Here is a 14,187-nt window from a genome sequence, read left to right on the forward strand (position 1 = left end):
ATGCCGCCTGGACCGTACCGCGCGGTGATCTACTACACCGCGTTCCGTATCGCGGCCCCGTGCCGCACGCGGCACGCCCCGGGCCGCGCACGACTACGAGAAGACCCTGGCACGACCACGAGAAGACCCTGGAAGGAACGCCATGACACAGCGCATCCTCGACCTCGACCGGGAGGAACTGGCCTCGCTGCGGGGCCGGGAACTGACCGAAGCGGTCGCGGCGGCCGAGGGACGCACGATGATCGCCGAGGTCTTCGCCGAGCGCGCGGCGCTCTCCCCGCACCCCGGCGGCGCCGCGGGTGTGCACAACATCGAGCTGGTCTCCGCCTTCGGCGCGGACATCGTGATCCTCAACCTCATCGAGCGGGCCTGGGACGGGGAGTTCCTGCGGCTGCCCGGCCTGGGCACGTTCACCAGTTTCGCCGACCTGGCCTCGTACGTGGGCCGCCCGATCGGCGTCAACCTGGAACCCGGCGACGTGCCGGAACTCCGCCGGGCCGGTCCCGAACAGGCCCGCAGGCTGGTCGGCATGGGTGCCGCCATGCTCTGTCTGACCGCCAACCCCGGCACCGGCGGCAGCTTCGAGGGCCTGGCCCGCGTCACCGACGAACTGCGCCGCGCCCTCGGCGACGACGCGGCGCTGTGGTCCGGCAAGATGCACCACGCGGGGCACCCCGAGCGGATCACCCCCGGACGGCTGACCGCACTGGTGGACGCGGGCGCCGACGGCGTCGTCCTGCCGCTGCCCGGCACGATGCCGGGCCTGACCAAGGAGCGGGCGGCCGAGGCGGTCGCCGCCGTACAGGACGCGGGCGCGGTGGTGATGGGGGCGATCGGTACGAGCCAGGAGGGCGCGCACGCCGACATCGTGCCCCGACTGGCCCTGACCGCCAAGGAGATCGGGGTGGACGCGCACCACTTCGGAGACGCCTTCCTGCCGGGCACGTGCGATCCGGAGCTGCTCTACGGCTACTCCGTGGCGGTACGCGGCCGGCGCCACACCTGGAACCGGATGGCGCTCAACGGGCGCGGCAACCGCATTCCGGCCTGAGGGGCAGGAAATCACGGCGGGCGGTTCAGCTGATGCCGCTGATGCCCCCGCCGTTGACGGCGCTGTTGTTGTTGCTGTCACTGTCACTGCTGCTGCCGCTGTCGCTGCTGTGCGGCACCGGCTTCCGCTTCCCCGGTTCCCGCTTCGTGGCGCTGAGGTGGGCGAAGACCACCACATTGCCCAGGTATTCCTGCCGGGCCTTGTTGAAGCCGCCGCCGCAGGTGATCAGCCGTAGTTCGGGGCGGGCGGCCGGGCCGTAGACCTTCTTGTCCGGGAAGTCGTTGCCGTCGTAGACCTCGACGGCGTCGACGGAGAAGACCGCGGTCCGGCCGTCCGCGCGGACCACCTCCACCGTGTGGTTCTTCTTCAGCGCGCCGAGGTTGTAGAAGACCGCGGGGCCGGAACGGTTGTCGACATGGCCGGCGATCAGCGAGGTGCCGGTGGTGCCGGGGGTGGTGCCGTTCTCGTACCAGCCGGCCAGGTTCTTGTCCCCCTCCGGAGGGGTGGCCAGACTGCCGTTCTCGTCGAGGCCGAGGCCGGTCAGCGGTGCGTCCACGTGGAGCGACGGGATGCGTACCCGCAGCGGCCGGGAGGCGGGCATCGGCGGGGGCGGCGGAGCGGGGGCCGCGGACGGCCGGCCCGCCCCGGGCCCGGCGAAGCCCTGGTCGGCGGAGGGCTGGGGCGGTGGCGCCTGGGCCTCGGCGCCGTGGCCGATCAGCCATATGCCGGTGCACATCGCAGCCGCGGTGAGCAGGGCTATGAAGCCCTGGTCACCGCGGAAGCGGCGGGTGGTTCCCATGGCTGTCGGCCTCCAGGGTGTGTAGCTGCGGACTACGGATCGCGGATCGCGGTCACGGGCTCCGGGGCGGGACGGGCGGAACGGGGCGGGCCGGCGGAACGTGGCGGAACGGGACGGTGATCACGCCGGATACGCCCCGGCCCCCCGGTCACGGCAGGCGTGTCCGGGAGGTGGGGGCGGCCGGGCCGGGGCCGGCGGTGCCGGTGCCGGCCCGGCGCTGGTGGGCGTACCGGATCAGGCCGAGTCGTCCGCGCGACGGCGGCGCACCATCCACACGCCACCGGCGGCAGCCGCCAGCAGTACGCCCGCACCCGCGATGATCTCCGTGGTGTCGGAGTTCTCGCTGGTGGTACCGATGCCGGTCCGGGTCTTGCCGCTCGGACCGGAGGAGACGCGCACCGTGCCGGTGATCTCCCGGCCGTTGGAGCACTTGCCGCCGATGCCGTAGTCGCCCGCCTTCGTGCCGGCCGGCACCCGCACGGAGCCCTGCACGTTTTCCGTGTGCGTCTGGCCCTTCGAGGACAGGGTGACCTTCCCGGCGCCCAGCGTGCCGGTGTCGACGGTGGCCGAGCCGTTCTTGCCGCAGTCACTGCTGTTGAGGTTGACCGAGTTTCCGGCCTTGACCGGGGTCGGGGTCACTTCGATCTTGCCGAAGTCCCCGGCGAACGCGGAGCTCGCGGACAGTCCGAGGGCGGCTATGGACAGGGCGGCACCGGTGAGAACGCGAGTGGAACGCATGACACGAACCTCCACGAAGCGCGGACGCGGCACACGAGCGCACCGCAACGGAAGTTGGGGGAGTTCCGCGCCTCCTGAATCCGAGGTAAGCGGCCGGGCGCGCCGGGAGCCTGTTGACGTGCTGTCAGAACTCCCGGCGCGCAGCGGCGTGTCGCGCATGATCGGTTAGGTTTGGGCAGGTCAGCGGCGGGGTGGTGGTGACGTTCGGTGACCCGGGAAGTTGGGTTGAACGGGTGACAGATTTTTGCCGTGAAATGTGATAGTGGCGCTGCGTAATCGGGTGTTACGGAGGGTGCCCGGACGGGTGAAGCCCGGGTGCGGGAGCGGTCCGCTCCGCGAGTCGGCCGGGCGCCGGGCGCGTGCGGCCCGCGGGGTTGGTCGGCCTCGGCCGCGGGGTCAGCCGGGCCGTACGAACCCGCTCTCGTACGCCGTGATCACCGCCTGGGTGCGGTCCCGCACTCCCAGCTTGGCCAGCACTCCCGCGACGTGCGTCTTGACCGTCGCCGGGCCGACCGTCAGCTGTTCCGCGATCTCCGCGTTCGTCAGGCCCTTGGTCATCAGGCGCAGCACGTCCGCCTCGCGGTCGGACAGCCGCGCCCGCAGGGCCCGCGCCGATTCCCGCGCGGCCCGCGCCCCCGCGTACCGGGCGGCCAGTTCCCGTACGGCCGCCGGGAACAGCAGCGAGTCGCTGCGCGCCACCATCCGTACCGCCTGCACGAGGTCCTCCACCCCGGCCCGCTTCAGCAGGAAGCCGTGCGCCCCGGCGCGCAGCGCGTCGTACACGTACGCGTCGTTCTCGAAGGTGGTCACCACGAGGATGCGGGGCGGCTCGGCCATGCCCGCCAGCACCTGTTCGGTCGCACGGATGCCGTCGATCTCCGGCATCCGGACGTCCATCAGCACCACGTCCGGGCGCAGTTCGCGGATCATCGGTACGGCCTCGGCGCCGGTGGCCGCCTCGCCGACCACCTCCAGGTCCGGTTCGGCGCCGAGGATCGCCCGCAGCGCCGTACGGACCATCCGCTCGTCGTCGGCGAGCACGATGCGCAGCGGGGCGCGGCCGTCCGCCGAGGCGGTGCTGTTCGTCGCGGCGGTGCCGTTCGTCGAGGCGGTGCTGTTCGCGTCGCTCACCGGGCCGCCCCCAGCGGGAGCCGTACGGTCAGCCGCCACACGCCGTCCCGGCCGGTGGCCAGCGCCTCGCCGCCCAGCAGACGGGCCCGTTCGGCGATGCCGCGCAGGCCGCGCCCACCGCCGGGGCGGGCCGCGCCCACCACGCCGTCCCCCTCCACGTACCGCACCGTTTCCTCCACCGGATTCTCCATCGTGATCGTCAGTTCCTCCGCACCGACCGCGATCCGCAGCCCGACCGGTACGGCCCCGGCGTGGCGCAGTGCGTTGCTGAGACCTTCCTGCACCATCCGGTACGCCTCCCGCGAGACCAGCGGCGGCAGTCGCCCGCAGTCGTCGTCGATGTCCGCGGTGATCCGGAGTCCGGCGGCGCGGGTGCGGGCCAGCAGCCCGTCCAGGCCGTCCAGCGTCGGTGCGGGCGCGGTGGTCCGGCCGTCGCCGTCCTCGCGCAGCAGGCCCAGTACGGCGTCGAGTTCGGCCACCGCGTCGCGGGTGGTCTCCTCGATGGCGGTGAGCGCCTGCCGTACGAACTCCGGGTCGCGGTCAAGTACTCGGCGGGCCGCACCGGCCTGGAGGGTGACCGCGCTGAGCGCGTGCCCCACGGAGTCGTGCAGTTCGCGGGCGAGGCGGTTGCGGGAGGCGAGGTCGGCGGCCCGCCGTTCGGCCGCGGCCAGCCGGTCGGCGGGCGTCCGGCCGAGCAGCGCGGGCGCCCCACGGGCCAGCAGCCGACCGCCCACCCACGTGGTGCCCGCCACCAGGGCGAGCAGGCCGAGGCCGGTCAGCGGGCCGAGCAGGCCGCCGGCCAGATTGGGCCAGCCCAGCTCCTCGTGCCGCAGCGGGTCCGCGACCGGCAGCAGGATCAGCGCGACGGCGGCGGGCGGCGCCGCGAGCGTCATGCCGCTGACGATGCCGCCGGCCGTCAGGTGCGCCACGAACCACAGTGCCGTACGCCGCCGGGCCGCCCACGAGTCGGCGGGCTCCTCGGCCAGTTCGGCCGCCACGTCGGCGGGCAGGCCGCACAGCGACCGTGCCGCCGTCGCCTCCAGCGTGCGCAGCAGCGGGAAGAGCAGCGCGCCGAGTGCGGCGAGCGGCAGCGCGACGGCGAACGCGGCGAACTGCCAGGGGAAGTCGCTGAAGGGGTTCACACCGTCGAAGAACAGCGGGATGACGAGCGTCGCCAGGAGGAAGAACGGTGTCAGCAGGGCGCCGCCGAGGATGAGATGCACCCAGCGGCCGAGGAGCAGCCGCGCCCCGCGCATCTGTGAGGTGCCCGGCTCCGGACCGGGCTTCCTGGCGGCCTTCGAGCCGGGCCTCAAGTCAGCCCTCGAACCGGACTTCAAAGGCGCCGCGTCGCCAGCGTCAGGCGATCCCGGGCGTCGAACAGCGCGTCCTTGATCAGCTGCTCGTGCCCCGGGGTCAGCCGGGCCACCGGGACCGAGCAGCTGACCGCGTCCCGCGCCGGGGTGCGGTACGGGACCGCCACGCCGAAGCAGCGCAGGCCCAGCGTGTTCTCCTCGCGGTCCACCGCGTATCCCAGCTCGCGCACCAGGTGCAGCTCCTCGATCAGCTGCTCGCGGTCGGTGATGGTGTGCTCGGTCAGGGCGTCCAGCTTCTCCGGGAGGAGGGCGCGGATCTGCTCGTCGGTGTACGTGGCGAGCAGCGCCTTGCCCAGTGACGTGGAGTGCGCGGGCAGCCGGCGGCCGATGCGGGTGAACGGGCGCAGGTAGTGCTGGGACTGGCGGGTGGCGAGGTAGACGACGTTGGTGCCGTCCAGCCGGGCCAGGTGGATGGTCTCGGCGGTGTCGTCGGCGAGCCGGTCCAGCGAGGGACGGGCGGCGGCCACCACCTCGTCGCCGTCGATGTACGAGGTGCCGACCAGCAGGGCGCGCACGCCGATGCCGTACCGGGTGCCGGTGCCGTCGGTCTCCACCCAGCCCAGGTCGACGAGGGTGCGCAGCAGCATGTACAGGCTGGACTTCGGGTAGCCGACGGCCTCCTGGACGGAGGCGAGGCTGTGCATGCCGGGGCGGCCGGCGAAGTACTCCAGCAACTCCACCGTGCGCACAGCGGACTTGACCTGCGCTCCGGTGGTCTCGGCAGCGGACATCGGCCTTGACCCCTCAGTTCGGACAGCCATAGAGTCCCGGCGGACGGTCACATTCACCACCTGGGACGGCGTTCAGCATACCGAACGCCTTCTGGGTGCGGCACCAGTTCGCCGGACAGCTCACTGGGAGGAATGCGCGGTGGCAGCAGCACCAGTCTGGAGTGTCGACCCCCGAACCGGGAAGCAGCGCGAGCAGGTTGCGGTCGAGGCCACGGCCGCCGAGGTCGACGCCGCCGTACGGGCCGCGCACGGTGCACGGGACGCGCTCGCCGACCGCGCCGTGCGGGCCGCCCTGCTGCGCCGGGCCGCCGAGCAGCTGGACGGCGCCGGCGAGCGGATCGTGGAGGCCGCCGACGCGGAGACCGCGCTCGGCCCCGGGCGGCTGACCGGCGAACTGGCCCGCACCACATACCAGCTGCGTGCCTTCGCCGACCTGGTCGAGGAGGGCGCCTTCCTCGACGTACGGATCGACCACGCCGACCCCGCGCTCACCCCGCCCCGCCCCGACCTGCGCCGCTACAAGATCCCGCTCGGGGTCGTCGCCGTCTACGCGGCCAGCAACTTCCCGCTCGCCTTCTCGGTGCCCGGCGGCGACACCGCCAGCGCGCTCGCCGCGGGCTGCCCGGTCGTCGTCAAGGCCCACCCCGACCACCCGGCCACCTCCGAACTGAGCGCCGCCCTGCTGCGCCGCGCCGCCGCCGAGGTGGGCGTGCCCGAGGACGTGGTGGGCCTGGTGCACGGCTTCGACGCCGGCATCGAGCTGGTCCGGCACCCGCTGATCGCCGCGGCCGGGTTCACCGGCTCGGTACGCGGCGGACGCGCGCTGTACGACGCGGCCGCCGCCCGCCCGCACCCGATCCCCTTCCACGGCGAACTGGGCAGCCTCAACCCGGTCGTGGTCACCGAGGCCGCCGCCGAGGAGCGCGCCGAGCAGATCGGCACCGGCCTGGCGGGCTCGATGACCCTCGGCACCGGCCAGTTCTGCGTCAAACCGGGGCTCGTCCTGGCGCCGCGGGGCCCGGCAGGCGACCGTCTGGAGCGTTCCCTGACCGAGGCCGTCAGCAACACGGAGGCCGGGGTACTGCTGGACCACCGTATGCGGGACGCCTTCGTGGACGGCGTACGGGAACGTGCCGCGCTGCCCGGCGTCGAGGCGCCCGTGACGCCCGGCGCGGGCGGCGAGCACACCGTCGGCGCGGGCTTCCTCACCGTGCCCGCGGCCCGCCTCGCCGACGGCGGCGGAGCACACGACCTCCTCCTGGAGGAGTGCTTCGGCCCGGTCACCGTCCTCGCGCGCTACACCGACGAGGCCGAGATCGGCGCCGTACTGGCCCGGCTGCCCGGCAACCTCACGGCGACGCTCCAGCTGGGGGCGGCGGAGTGCGCGGGGGAGGACGGGGCGGCGGACGTGTCCGGGGACGGTACGGGACGCGGTGCGGCCGGAGCCGGTACGGGGGGTGACGCTTCCGGGAGCGGCGCGGGGCGCGGCGCGCGGCTGCTGGCCGCGCTCACCCCGCTGGCCGGTCGGGTGGTCGTCAACGGCTGGCCGACCGGCGTCGCCGTGGCCCCCGCCCAGCACCACGGCGGCCCTTACCCGGCCACCACCTCCACCTCGACCTCCGTCGGCGGCACCGCCGTCGAACGCTGGCTGCGCCCGGTCGCGTACCAGGACACCCCGCCCACCCTGCTCCCGCCCGAACTGCGCGAGGACAACCCGCTCCGCCTGCCCCGCCGCGTCGACGGCCGCTACGAAGGATGACGCACGTGCCCCTGCCCGATGCCCCGGAGCCCCCGGAGTCCCCGGCCCTGACCGTCCGGCACGCGACGGCCGCCGACCTCGACGCCATCGCCGACCTGCACACACGCGCCCGCGCGACGTACTACCGCGGCCGCGTCCCGGACGCGCAGCTGGACTCCCCGGCCGAACGCGACCGCTGGCGCGAGGGCTGGGGGCGCAACCTCGACCGCCCGGACGCGACCGTGCTGTGCGCGGAACGGGACGGTACCGTCGTCGGCGCGGCCTCCTACCGCCGCGAGGACGGCGCGCCCGCGGACACCGTCAAGCTCTTCCAGCTCCACGTCGACCCCGACAACTGGCGCGGCGGCATCGGCACCGCGCTGCACCGGGCCTGCGTCGACGGCTGGCGATCGAACGGCGTCGCCACCGCCCACCTGGAGGTCTACTGGCACAACCAACGCGCCCGCGCCTTCTACACCCGCCACGGCTGGCAGCCCGACGAAACCCGCCGGCCCGCCCCGGACGCCACCCATCTGGATCTGGTCCTGCCGATCGCCCCGGCTTCCGCATAGCGCCTTGACGTCTTGACGCCTTAACGCCGCCGCCCGATGAGCTGAAGGCGCTCCACCGTATGCTCGTCCATCGTCGGGACCGTGTCCGAGCGCTCGGCCTCCACCGTGAAGCCGTGCGTCTCCAGCAGGCCGTGCAGGTGGTCCGGCGTGGAGTGCCGGAACACCCCGCCGTCGGGTGTTCCGAACACGCCGTACGTCCCGTACCGGGCCGCGTACTCCTCGTACCGCGTGAGGTTGCGCCGGTCGCTCTGCAACGGCACATCGCTCACGTACAGCACCCCGCCCGGCCGCACCAGTCGCCCCAGCTCCCCGGCGATCCTTCGCTGCGCCGCCGCGTCCGGCACACAGGTCAGGACGGCGAACAGCAGCGCGGCCCCGAAACTTCCGTCCTCGAACGGCAGCGGCAGCCCTGGACAGTGCGCGAGCCGCACCTCCGGATGCTCCCGCCTGCCCCGCTCCACGAGCGCCTGGGACGCGTCCACGCCCTGCACGTCCGCATACCCCGCCGCCACCAGCTCCGCGGTCAGCCGTCCGTATCCGCATCCGTAGTCCAGTACGGGGGCGTCACGCGGTACGTACGTCTCCAGCAGCCCCGTGTCCAGCGGATGCGTGAATGTCTTGGCGGCCCCGGCGCTCTCCCAGAACTCCTGCGCTTCCTGGCGCATCTCCATGAGGGGACGTTACCCCGGAAGTGGTGGGCAGCCGCTCATTTCGGAGTCGGTACCCCTGTCGAGCGGTAGGCCGGAATCGCTGACGCGTCGCCCGCTCTCATTGGTCCGAAGCTTTGACGCGCTTCGAGAAAGTATTGACGGGTTCCTCCGTGTGCTTCTTGTACTTCGTATGTCCGGTCTCGTTCGCGTGCGCTCGAATCCAACTGTTCAATGGCACGGGGGTGTCCCAGACACTGGAGCGGATACCGCACTCCTTTTCGCCGGTTTCGGTGATGCATACGGCGATGTGCTTTCGGATGCCGGTGATCTGGATTTCCATGTGCGTCGGTGCGGGGGTGGGGGTTGTCATGGTGTGACCCTCGGGTCGTGGGCGGTTGAGGGCAGTACCACTGTCCTCACTGGTCGGCATAAGGAGCACGCCTGCGCGTCCGTGTGCGCGCATGAGGCGGGTGAGATGGTCCCGGCCGGGGCTGGTCATTTGCGGTCACCGTTCCTGAAGTGCGTCGGTGGTCGGTACGGGTGGGTGGTGCCGGCCGCGTTGAACGGCTCTCGTGGCTCGGGGGCACATTTCGGCTGACCGTTCGACATGTGGTGCGGAGCCCTCCATCCGGTGCGTGACTCTGTGCTTACAGACTGCCGCTACGGGCGTAGGATCAACACTCTCGAAGCCATTCCAACAGGGCTGGAATATCGGGGGAGTTGAACGCATGAGCGAGTCGGCGAAGCGGGGGGATCGGCCCTCCAATGCCGCTAAGTACTTCGGGGACGAGGTCAAAGCCCTTCGGGAAGCACTTGGGCTCTCGCAAGGGAGATTCGCCGACCAACTGCATTACAAGCAGGCTCAAGTGAGCAAGGTCGAGAGCGGGGCCGTACTGGCTTCGGCTTCTTTCGCCGACGCCATGGATCGCGTAGCAGGTACGCCGGGCGTCTACGCCCGCCTTCGGGCCACGCTCAGCAAGCGTGGTGTACCTGACTGGTTCGCGCCGTACCTCGACCTCGAAGCGGGAGCGGTGCAGGTCGAAGACTTCTGCACCTCGTTGCTCATGGGCATATTGCAGACCCCCGAGTACGCCGAGGGCACGTTCCGGGCCGTTCACCCGCGTTCCACCGACGAACAGATCAGGACGCTCGTGGACGCGCGCCTGCGCCGTCGCGACGTGATGGAACGCGAGTCGCCACCGCTGCTGTGGGTGATCATGCATGAGGCGGCACTCCGTACAGTCGTCGGGGACCGCACTGTCATGGCGGCGCAAATGCACCACCTTGCGGAAGCCGCATCAAGCCCGCACATCACGTTGCAGGTCCTGCGCTTCAAGGCGGGCTCCCCCGCGTCCTCCTCGTCCTTTACGCTGCTTACGCCAGACGAGGGGGCAACCGTCCTGTACTCGGAAACCAGGGAGCAGGGGCACGTATCCGATTCGGTGGCAGCGGTAGACAGCGCACGGGCAGCGTACGAACGCCTTCGCGCTGCCGCGTCGGCACCTGACGAATCCGTGACTCTCTTCCGGAGCCTTGCGGAGGAATACACCAGATGAGCAACATCTCAGGCCCCGTACGCGCGACGCAGTGGGTCAAGAGCAGTTACAGCGGCGGCGAGGGTGGCCAGTGCGTCGAGTGGGCGCCGGAGCACGCGGTGGCCACCGGTGAGTTCTTCATCCGGGACAGCAAGATCCCGAATGCCCCCCACCTGACGCTTACCGGTGAGGCCTTCGCCGGGTTGATTCAGTTCGCTCGGCAGGCTGCCGTCTGATCCTGGCCGACCGGCCCACAGGCCCCGCCGTCTCCGTAACGGGGGCGACGGGGCTTCTCCACGCCCTACGTGGCCCACGCCCCACCACCCCGGGAATAGCCACCGGCCGCGCGCGGTTGTCCGGGACTGTCCCCTTTCGCACGACCCCACCTTGAGGAAACACCTGCCATGCGCGTCGAGATCTGGGCCGATATCGCCTGTCCCTGGTGCTACATCGGAAAGGCCCGCTTCGAGAAGGGGCTGGCCGCGTTCGCCCACCGGGACGAGGTGGAGGTGGTGCACCGGTCCTTCGAGCTCGATCCGCAGGCGCCGGCGGCCGGGGACGTGCCGGTGCTGGAGATGCTTGCGAGCAAGTACGGGGTGTCGCGGGAGCAGGCCGAGGCGATGGAGTCCCGGGTGGCCGAGGCGGCGGCGGGGGAGGGGCTGGGGTACCGGTCCGACCGGATTCACGGGAACACCTTTGATCTGCACCGGCTGCTGCACCTGGCCAAGGCGCGTGGCGTGCAGGACGCCCTGCTCGGCGCGCTGTACCGGGCCAACTTCGCCGAAGCCCGGCCGCTGGGGGACGCGGACGTGCTGACCGCGGTCGCGGTGGAAGCGGGGCTGGACGCCGACGGGGTGCGCCGGGTGCTGGCGGACGGGGACGCGTACGCCGAGGCGGTGCGGGCCGATGAGCGGGAGGCGTCGGAACTGGGCGCCCGGGGCGTGCCGTTCTTCGTCATCGACCGGCGGTACGGGATCTCCGGCGGGCAGCCCGCCGAGGTGTTCCGGCAGGCGCTGGAGCAGGCGCGGGAGGAGCGGGCCGCCGCCCAGGCTCCGGTGGCGGACAGGGATGCGGGCGAGAGGGATGCGGGCAAGGATGAGGTCGGGGAGGGGTGCGGTGACGGGGTCTGCATGCCCGGTGCCGGTGCCGGGAGCTGATTTCGGCCACGTCGGTGCAGGGGCACGCCGCTGACCTGCGGAGATAAGGAGCGCTTGCCGCTGCTCCAAAGATATTCGCCATGGACGGCGGACGGCCGGGCGGCCACAGTGGGGGCATGCCGTACATCGAGCCACTCGCGGGGGACCAGTTCGCGCCCCTGACGACGTACCTGAACACCGCCTCCAGCGGACTGCTCCCCGCCCGCTCGGCCGCCGCCCTGCGCGCGGCCGTCGAGGAGTCCGGCTCCTACGGGACCATGGGCCTGGACTACTTCGGCCCGGCGGAGGCCTCCCGGGCCGCCTTCGCCCGGCTGATGCACGTATCGCCGGAGCGCGTCGCGATCGGCGGGGCGGTGGCGGTGCATGTCGCGCTGATCGCCGGGTCGCTCCCGGAGGGGGCCGAAGTACTGGTGCCGGAGGGCGAGTTCAGCTCGCTGGTCAACCCGTTCGCGGCCCGCTCCGGGCTCAAGCTGCGCACCGCGCCGCTGGCGGAGCTGGCCGACGCCGTCCGGCCGGGCACGGCGCTCGTCGCCTTCGCCGCCGTCCAGGCGAGGGACGGCCGGATCGCCGACGCGGACGCCATTCGGGCCGCCGCCCGGGCCCACGGCGCGCGCACCCTCGTGGACGCCACCCAGGCCGCGGGCTGGCTGCCGCTGCGGGCCGGGGACTTCGACTACCTGGTGTGCGGCGCGTTCAAGTGGCTGCTCTGCCCGCGCGGCGCCTCGTTCCTGGTGTGCGGGACCGGCGGGCCGGAGGAGGACGGGCTCACAGCGCTGCACGCCGGGTGGGTGACCGGCGCGGACCCGATGGAGGCCAACTACGGTCCCATCCAGCGGTTCGCCTCCGGCGCCCGCCGCTACGACGAGCCGCACGCCCACTACTCGTACATCGGCGCCGAGCACTCCCTCGGCCTGCTGAACGAGCTGGGCGTCGAAACCGTGTATGCGCACGACACCGCACTGGCCGACCGCTACCGCGCGGGCCTCGTCGAGCGCGGCCACACCCCGGTGCCCGCGCCCGGCTCGGCGATCGTGTCCGTACCGGGGCTGGAGGACGCGGCGGAGCGGCTGGCGGCGGCGGGCGTACGGGTCGCCATACGGGCGGGGCATCTGCGCGCCGCCTTCCATCTGTACAACTCGTCGGACGACGTGGATCGGCTGCTGGAGCTGTTGGGCTGAGGGGACAGGGAGGGGGAGGGACGGAGGGGCGAGGGGGAAAGGGGGAGGGGGCGGCCCGCCTTCCCCCGACCGCTCAGGCCGGCTCCCGGGCCCTCAGACCTCTCCGCGCACCATGCGCACCAGCCGGTCCAGTACGGCGCCGGAGCTGACCCGCAGCCCGTCGTGCTCCCACTCGTTGGTCACCCAGGGCCGCAGCCCGCGGATGCGCCGCGCGGTCTCCAGGGAGTGGCCCGCGTCGACGTACATGTCGTCGGCGTAGACGGCGGCGGCCACCGGTACCTCGTTGGCCGCCAGCCGGCCGGTGTCGTACAGATCGGGCCAGTCGGTGCGCTCGGCCAGCTCCTGCGCCGCGTCCTTCAGCGGGCGCAGCGACGGGTCGGTGTCGAACATCCACGGGTAGATCATCTCGCCCGTGAACAGCACCGGCCGGTCGCCCTCCAGCGCCGCGTCCACCTCGAACGCCGGGAACTCCGCGCGGACGCGCTCGGCCGCCCACCCGGTGCCCTTCGGGTCCACCGACCGCTGCGCGTAGATCGATTCGTGCAGCACGGCGTACAGCGGCGCGGCGGTGTACGAGAGGTGGCCCTCGACGGCCTGGAGGAAGGCGTCGGCCAGTTCGGGGCCCGCGGGACCGGTCACCCACGCGCCCTCGATCAGGTAGTGCAGGACGTACGAGCCGGTGCCGGTGCCCAGCAGGATGCCCAGCGCCTGGAACGCCTCCGCCGTCAGCCGCCCGCCGCCGGGCAGCCGGACGGTGTGCTCGCGCAGGTGCGTGGCGATGCGTCGGACGCGTTCGACGTCCTGCGGATAGCGCTCGTAGTGCGCGGTGTTCTTGCGCGCCACTCTCGGATAGGCGGCCCGGTACACGTCGTCCCCGCTCGCTTCCAGCCCCGGCAGGCCGCCCGTGATCATGGCCTCGCGCAGGCCCTCGGGCGCGTACGAGAGGTAGGTGGCGGTGCAGAAGCCGCCGAAGCTCTGTCCCAGGACGCTCCACCGGCCGCCCGGCCCGAGCAGCTCGCGGCGGAACAGCTCGGCGTCCCGCACGATCGCGTCCGCGCGGAAACGCGCCAGGTAAGCGGCCTGTTCGCGCGGGCCGCCGCGCAGCGCGAGGGACTGCCGGTTGGCCGGGGTGGAACGGCCGGTGCCGCGCTGGTCGAGCAGCAGTACCCGGTAGTGGTCCAGGGCGCGTACCAGCCAGGAGTCCCGGCCCAGCGGGCGCGGCGAGGCGCCGCCCGGGCCGCCCTGGAGGAAGACCAGCCAGGGCAGTTCCTCGTGCTCCCGCCCGGCGGCGACGGCCTCGCGCCCGTACACCGTCAGCCGCTCGCCGTCCGGGACGGCGTGGTCCAGGGGGACGTCCAGGAAGTGGTCGCTCAGCACGACACCGGGCAGCCGGTCGACGCTCATCTGCGCTCCTCGTTCTTCTCGAAGTTCTCTTCGAACCCGCGCGCCCCTCGGGCGCCCTCCGGATCGTGCGGCACCGCCGGGCGGTACGCAATTCGGCCGGACGGACGGCTACCGCGAAGCCGGTCGTGGA

General features: G+C 72.5%; 15 protein-coding genes. 7 read left to right on the forward strand and 8 right to left on the reverse strand.

The window, feature by feature from the left end; genetic code table 11:
• Nucleotides 1–142 precede the first annotated feature (142 nt).
• The gene (locus tag IH45_RS0121730) at nt 143–1,051 is read left to right on the forward strand and encodes a DUF7916 family protein (RefSeq protein ID WP_030670777.1); all 909 of its coding nucleotides are present in this window, start codon (nt 143–145) and stop codon (nt 1,049–1,051) included.
• A gap of 25 nt (nt 1,052–1,076) precedes the next feature.
• Here the strand turns inward: IH45_RS0121730 and IH45_RS0121735 are convergent, their stop codons facing one another.
• The 5 genes from IH45_RS0121735 to IH45_RS0121755 form a co-directional block, all read right to left on the reverse strand.
• Nucleotides 1,077–1,850 (reverse strand): class F sortase, encoded by a 774-nt coding sequence (locus tag IH45_RS0121735; protein WP_050515048.1) that lies wholly within the window; start codon nt 1,848–1,850, stop codon nt 1,077–1,079.
• A gap of 234 nt (nt 1,851–2,084) precedes the next feature.
• On the reverse strand, nt 2,085–2,588 hold the full coding sequence (locus IH45_RS0121740) for a hypothetical protein (RefSeq protein ID WP_030670780.1): 504 nt from the start codon (nt 2,586–2,588) through the stop codon (nt 2,085–2,087).
• 396 nt (nt 2,589–2,984) lie between these two features.
• Nucleotides 2,985–3,638: a response regulator transcription factor gene (locus IH45_RS0121745; RefSeq protein WP_030670783.1), complete on the reverse strand. Its 654-nt coding sequence runs from the start codon at nt 3,636–3,638 to the stop codon at nt 2,985–2,987.
• Nucleotides 3,639–3,715: 77 nt separating this feature from the next.
• Complete coding sequence (locus IH45_RS0121750) at nt 3,716–4,975, reverse strand: sensor histidine kinase (protein ID WP_030670787.1); 1,260 nt, start codon at nt 4,973–4,975, stop codon at nt 3,716–3,718.
• A gap of 77 nt (nt 4,976–5,052) precedes the next feature.
• The gene (locus IH45_RS0121755) at nt 5,053–5,823 is read right to left on the reverse strand and encodes an IclR family transcriptional regulator (RefSeq protein WP_030670790.1); all 771 of its coding nucleotides are present in this window, start codon (nt 5,821–5,823) and stop codon (nt 5,053–5,055) included.
• A gap of 139 nt (nt 5,824–5,962) precedes the next feature.
• Between IH45_RS0121755 and IH45_RS0121760 the strand changes: the two genes are divergently transcribed.
• Nucleotides 5,963–7,582 carry an aldehyde dehydrogenase (NADP(+)) gene (locus tag IH45_RS0121760; RefSeq protein ID WP_030670793.1) on the forward strand — a complete coding sequence of 540 codons (1,620 nt, stop codon included), beginning with the start codon at nt 5,963–5,965 and terminating at the stop codon, nt 7,580–7,582.
• Nucleotides 7,579–8,133 carry a GNAT family N-acetyltransferase gene (locus IH45_RS0121765; RefSeq protein ID WP_030670796.1) on the forward strand — a complete coding sequence of 185 codons (555 nt, stop codon included), beginning with the start codon at nt 7,579–7,581 and terminating at the stop codon, nt 8,131–8,133. Before IH45_RS0121760 ends, IH45_RS0121765 begins: the two co-directional genes overlap by 4 nt.
• Before the next feature lie 20 nt (nt 8,134–8,153).
• Here the strand turns inward: IH45_RS0121765 and IH45_RS0121770 are convergent, their stop codons facing one another.
• Nucleotides 8,154–8,804, reverse strand: coding sequence for a class I SAM-dependent methyltransferase (locus IH45_RS0121770; protein WP_030670799.1), 651 nt, complete (start codon nt 8,802–8,804; stop codon nt 8,154–8,156).
• Nucleotides 8,805–8,901: 97 nt separating this feature from the next.
• Entirely contained in the window at nt 8,902–9,153 is a 252-nt protein-coding gene (locus IH45_RS1000000146725; RefSeq protein ID WP_078897707.1) for a DUF7848 domain-containing protein, read from the reverse strand.
• A 358-nt stretch (nt 9,154–9,511) separates the two neighbouring features.
• Here IH45_RS1000000146725 and IH45_RS0121780 point away from each other — a divergent pair, with 358 nt between their 5' ends.
• The 4 genes from IH45_RS0121780 to IH45_RS0121795 all read left to right on the forward strand — a co-directional run bounded on the left by IH45_RS0121780 (nt 9,512) and on the right by IH45_RS0121795 (nt 12,653).
• Nucleotides 9,512–10,339 carry a helix-turn-helix domain-containing protein gene (locus IH45_RS0121780; protein ID WP_030670805.1) on the forward strand — a complete coding sequence of 276 codons (828 nt, stop codon included), beginning with the start codon at nt 9,512–9,514 and terminating at the stop codon, nt 10,337–10,339.
• Nucleotides 10,336–10,554: a DUF397 domain-containing protein gene (locus tag IH45_RS0121785; RefSeq protein ID WP_030670808.1), complete on the forward strand. Its 219-nt coding sequence runs from the start codon at nt 10,336–10,338 to the stop codon at nt 10,552–10,554. Before IH45_RS0121780 ends, IH45_RS0121785 begins: the two co-directional genes overlap by 4 nt.
• Nucleotides 10,555–10,722: 168 nt before the next feature.
• Nucleotides 10,723–11,475, forward strand: coding sequence for a DsbA family oxidoreductase (locus tag IH45_RS0121790; RefSeq protein ID WP_030670811.1), 753 nt, complete (start codon nt 10,723–10,725; stop codon nt 11,473–11,475).
• Nucleotides 11,476–11,591: 116 nt separating this feature from the next.
• Nucleotides 11,592–12,653, forward strand: a complete 1,062-nt coding sequence (locus IH45_RS0121795; protein ID WP_032918032.1) for an aminotransferase class V-fold PLP-dependent enzyme — start codon at nt 11,592–11,594, stop codon at nt 12,651–12,653.
• A gap of 93 nt (nt 12,654–12,746) precedes the next feature.
• Here IH45_RS0121795 and IH45_RS0121800 read toward each other — a convergent pair whose 3' ends face one another.
• On the reverse strand, nt 12,747–14,057 hold the full coding sequence (locus IH45_RS0121800; protein ID WP_030670816.1) for an alpha/beta fold hydrolase: 1,311 nt from the start codon (nt 14,055–14,057) through the stop codon (nt 12,747–12,749).
• Nucleotides 14,058–14,187 lie beyond the last annotated feature (130 nt).

Source organism: Streptomyces rimosus subsp. rimosus, from assembly GCF_000720725.1.
GTDB lineage: Bacteria > Actinomycetota > Actinomycetes > Streptomycetales > Streptomycetaceae > Streptomyces > Streptomyces rimosus_A.

What these genes read in the sequence shown, in the direction of transcription:
- IH45_RS0121730 (WP_030670777.1), top strand. Translation starts at nt 143, where the DNA reads ATGACACAGCGCATCCTCGACCTCGACCGGGAGGAACTGGCCTCGCTG.
- IH45_RS0121735 (WP_050515048.1), bottom strand. Translation starts at nt 1,850, where the DNA reads ATGGGAACCACCCGCCGCTTCCGCGGTGACCAGGGCTTCATAGCCCTG.
- IH45_RS0121740 (WP_030670780.1), bottom strand. Translation starts at nt 2,588, where the DNA reads ATGCGTTCCACTCGCGTTCTCACCGGTGCCGCCCTGTCCATAGCCGCC.
- IH45_RS0121750 (WP_030670787.1), bottom strand. Translation starts at nt 4,975, where the DNA reads ATGCGCGGGGCGCGGCTGCTCCTCGGCCGCTGGGTGCATCTCATCCTC.
- IH45_RS0121755 (WP_030670790.1), bottom strand. Translation starts at nt 5,823, where the DNA reads ATGTCCGCTGCCGAGACCACCGGAGCGCAGGTCAAGTCCGCTGTGCGC.
- IH45_RS0121765 (WP_030670796.1), top strand. Translation starts at nt 7,579, where the DNA reads ATGACGCACGTGCCCCTGCCCGATGCCCCGGAGCCCCCGGAGTCCCCG.
- IH45_RS0121770 (WP_030670799.1), bottom strand. Translation starts at nt 8,804, where the DNA reads ATGGAGATGCGCCAGGAAGCGCAGGAGTTCTGGGAGAGCGCCGGGGCC.
- IH45_RS1000000146725 (WP_078897707.1), bottom strand. Translation starts at nt 9,153, where the DNA reads ATGACAACCCCCACCCCCGCACCGACGCACATGGAAATCCAGATCACC.
- IH45_RS0121780 (WP_030670805.1), top strand. Translation starts at nt 9,512, where the DNA reads ATGAGCGAGTCGGCGAAGCGGGGGGATCGGCCCTCCAATGCCGCTAAG.
- IH45_RS0121785 (WP_030670808.1), top strand. Translation starts at nt 10,336, where the DNA reads ATGAGCAACATCTCAGGCCCCGTACGCGCGACGCAGTGGGTCAAGAGC.
- IH45_RS0121790 (WP_030670811.1), top strand. Translation starts at nt 10,723, where the DNA reads ATGCGCGTCGAGATCTGGGCCGATATCGCCTGTCCCTGGTGCTACATC.
- IH45_RS0121795 (WP_032918032.1), top strand. Translation starts at nt 11,592, where the DNA reads ATGCCGTACATCGAGCCACTCGCGGGGGACCAGTTCGCGCCCCTGACG.
- IH45_RS0121800 (WP_030670816.1), bottom strand. Translation starts at nt 14,057, where the DNA reads ATGAGCGTCGACCGGCTGCCCGGTGTCGTGCTGAGCGACCACTTCCTG.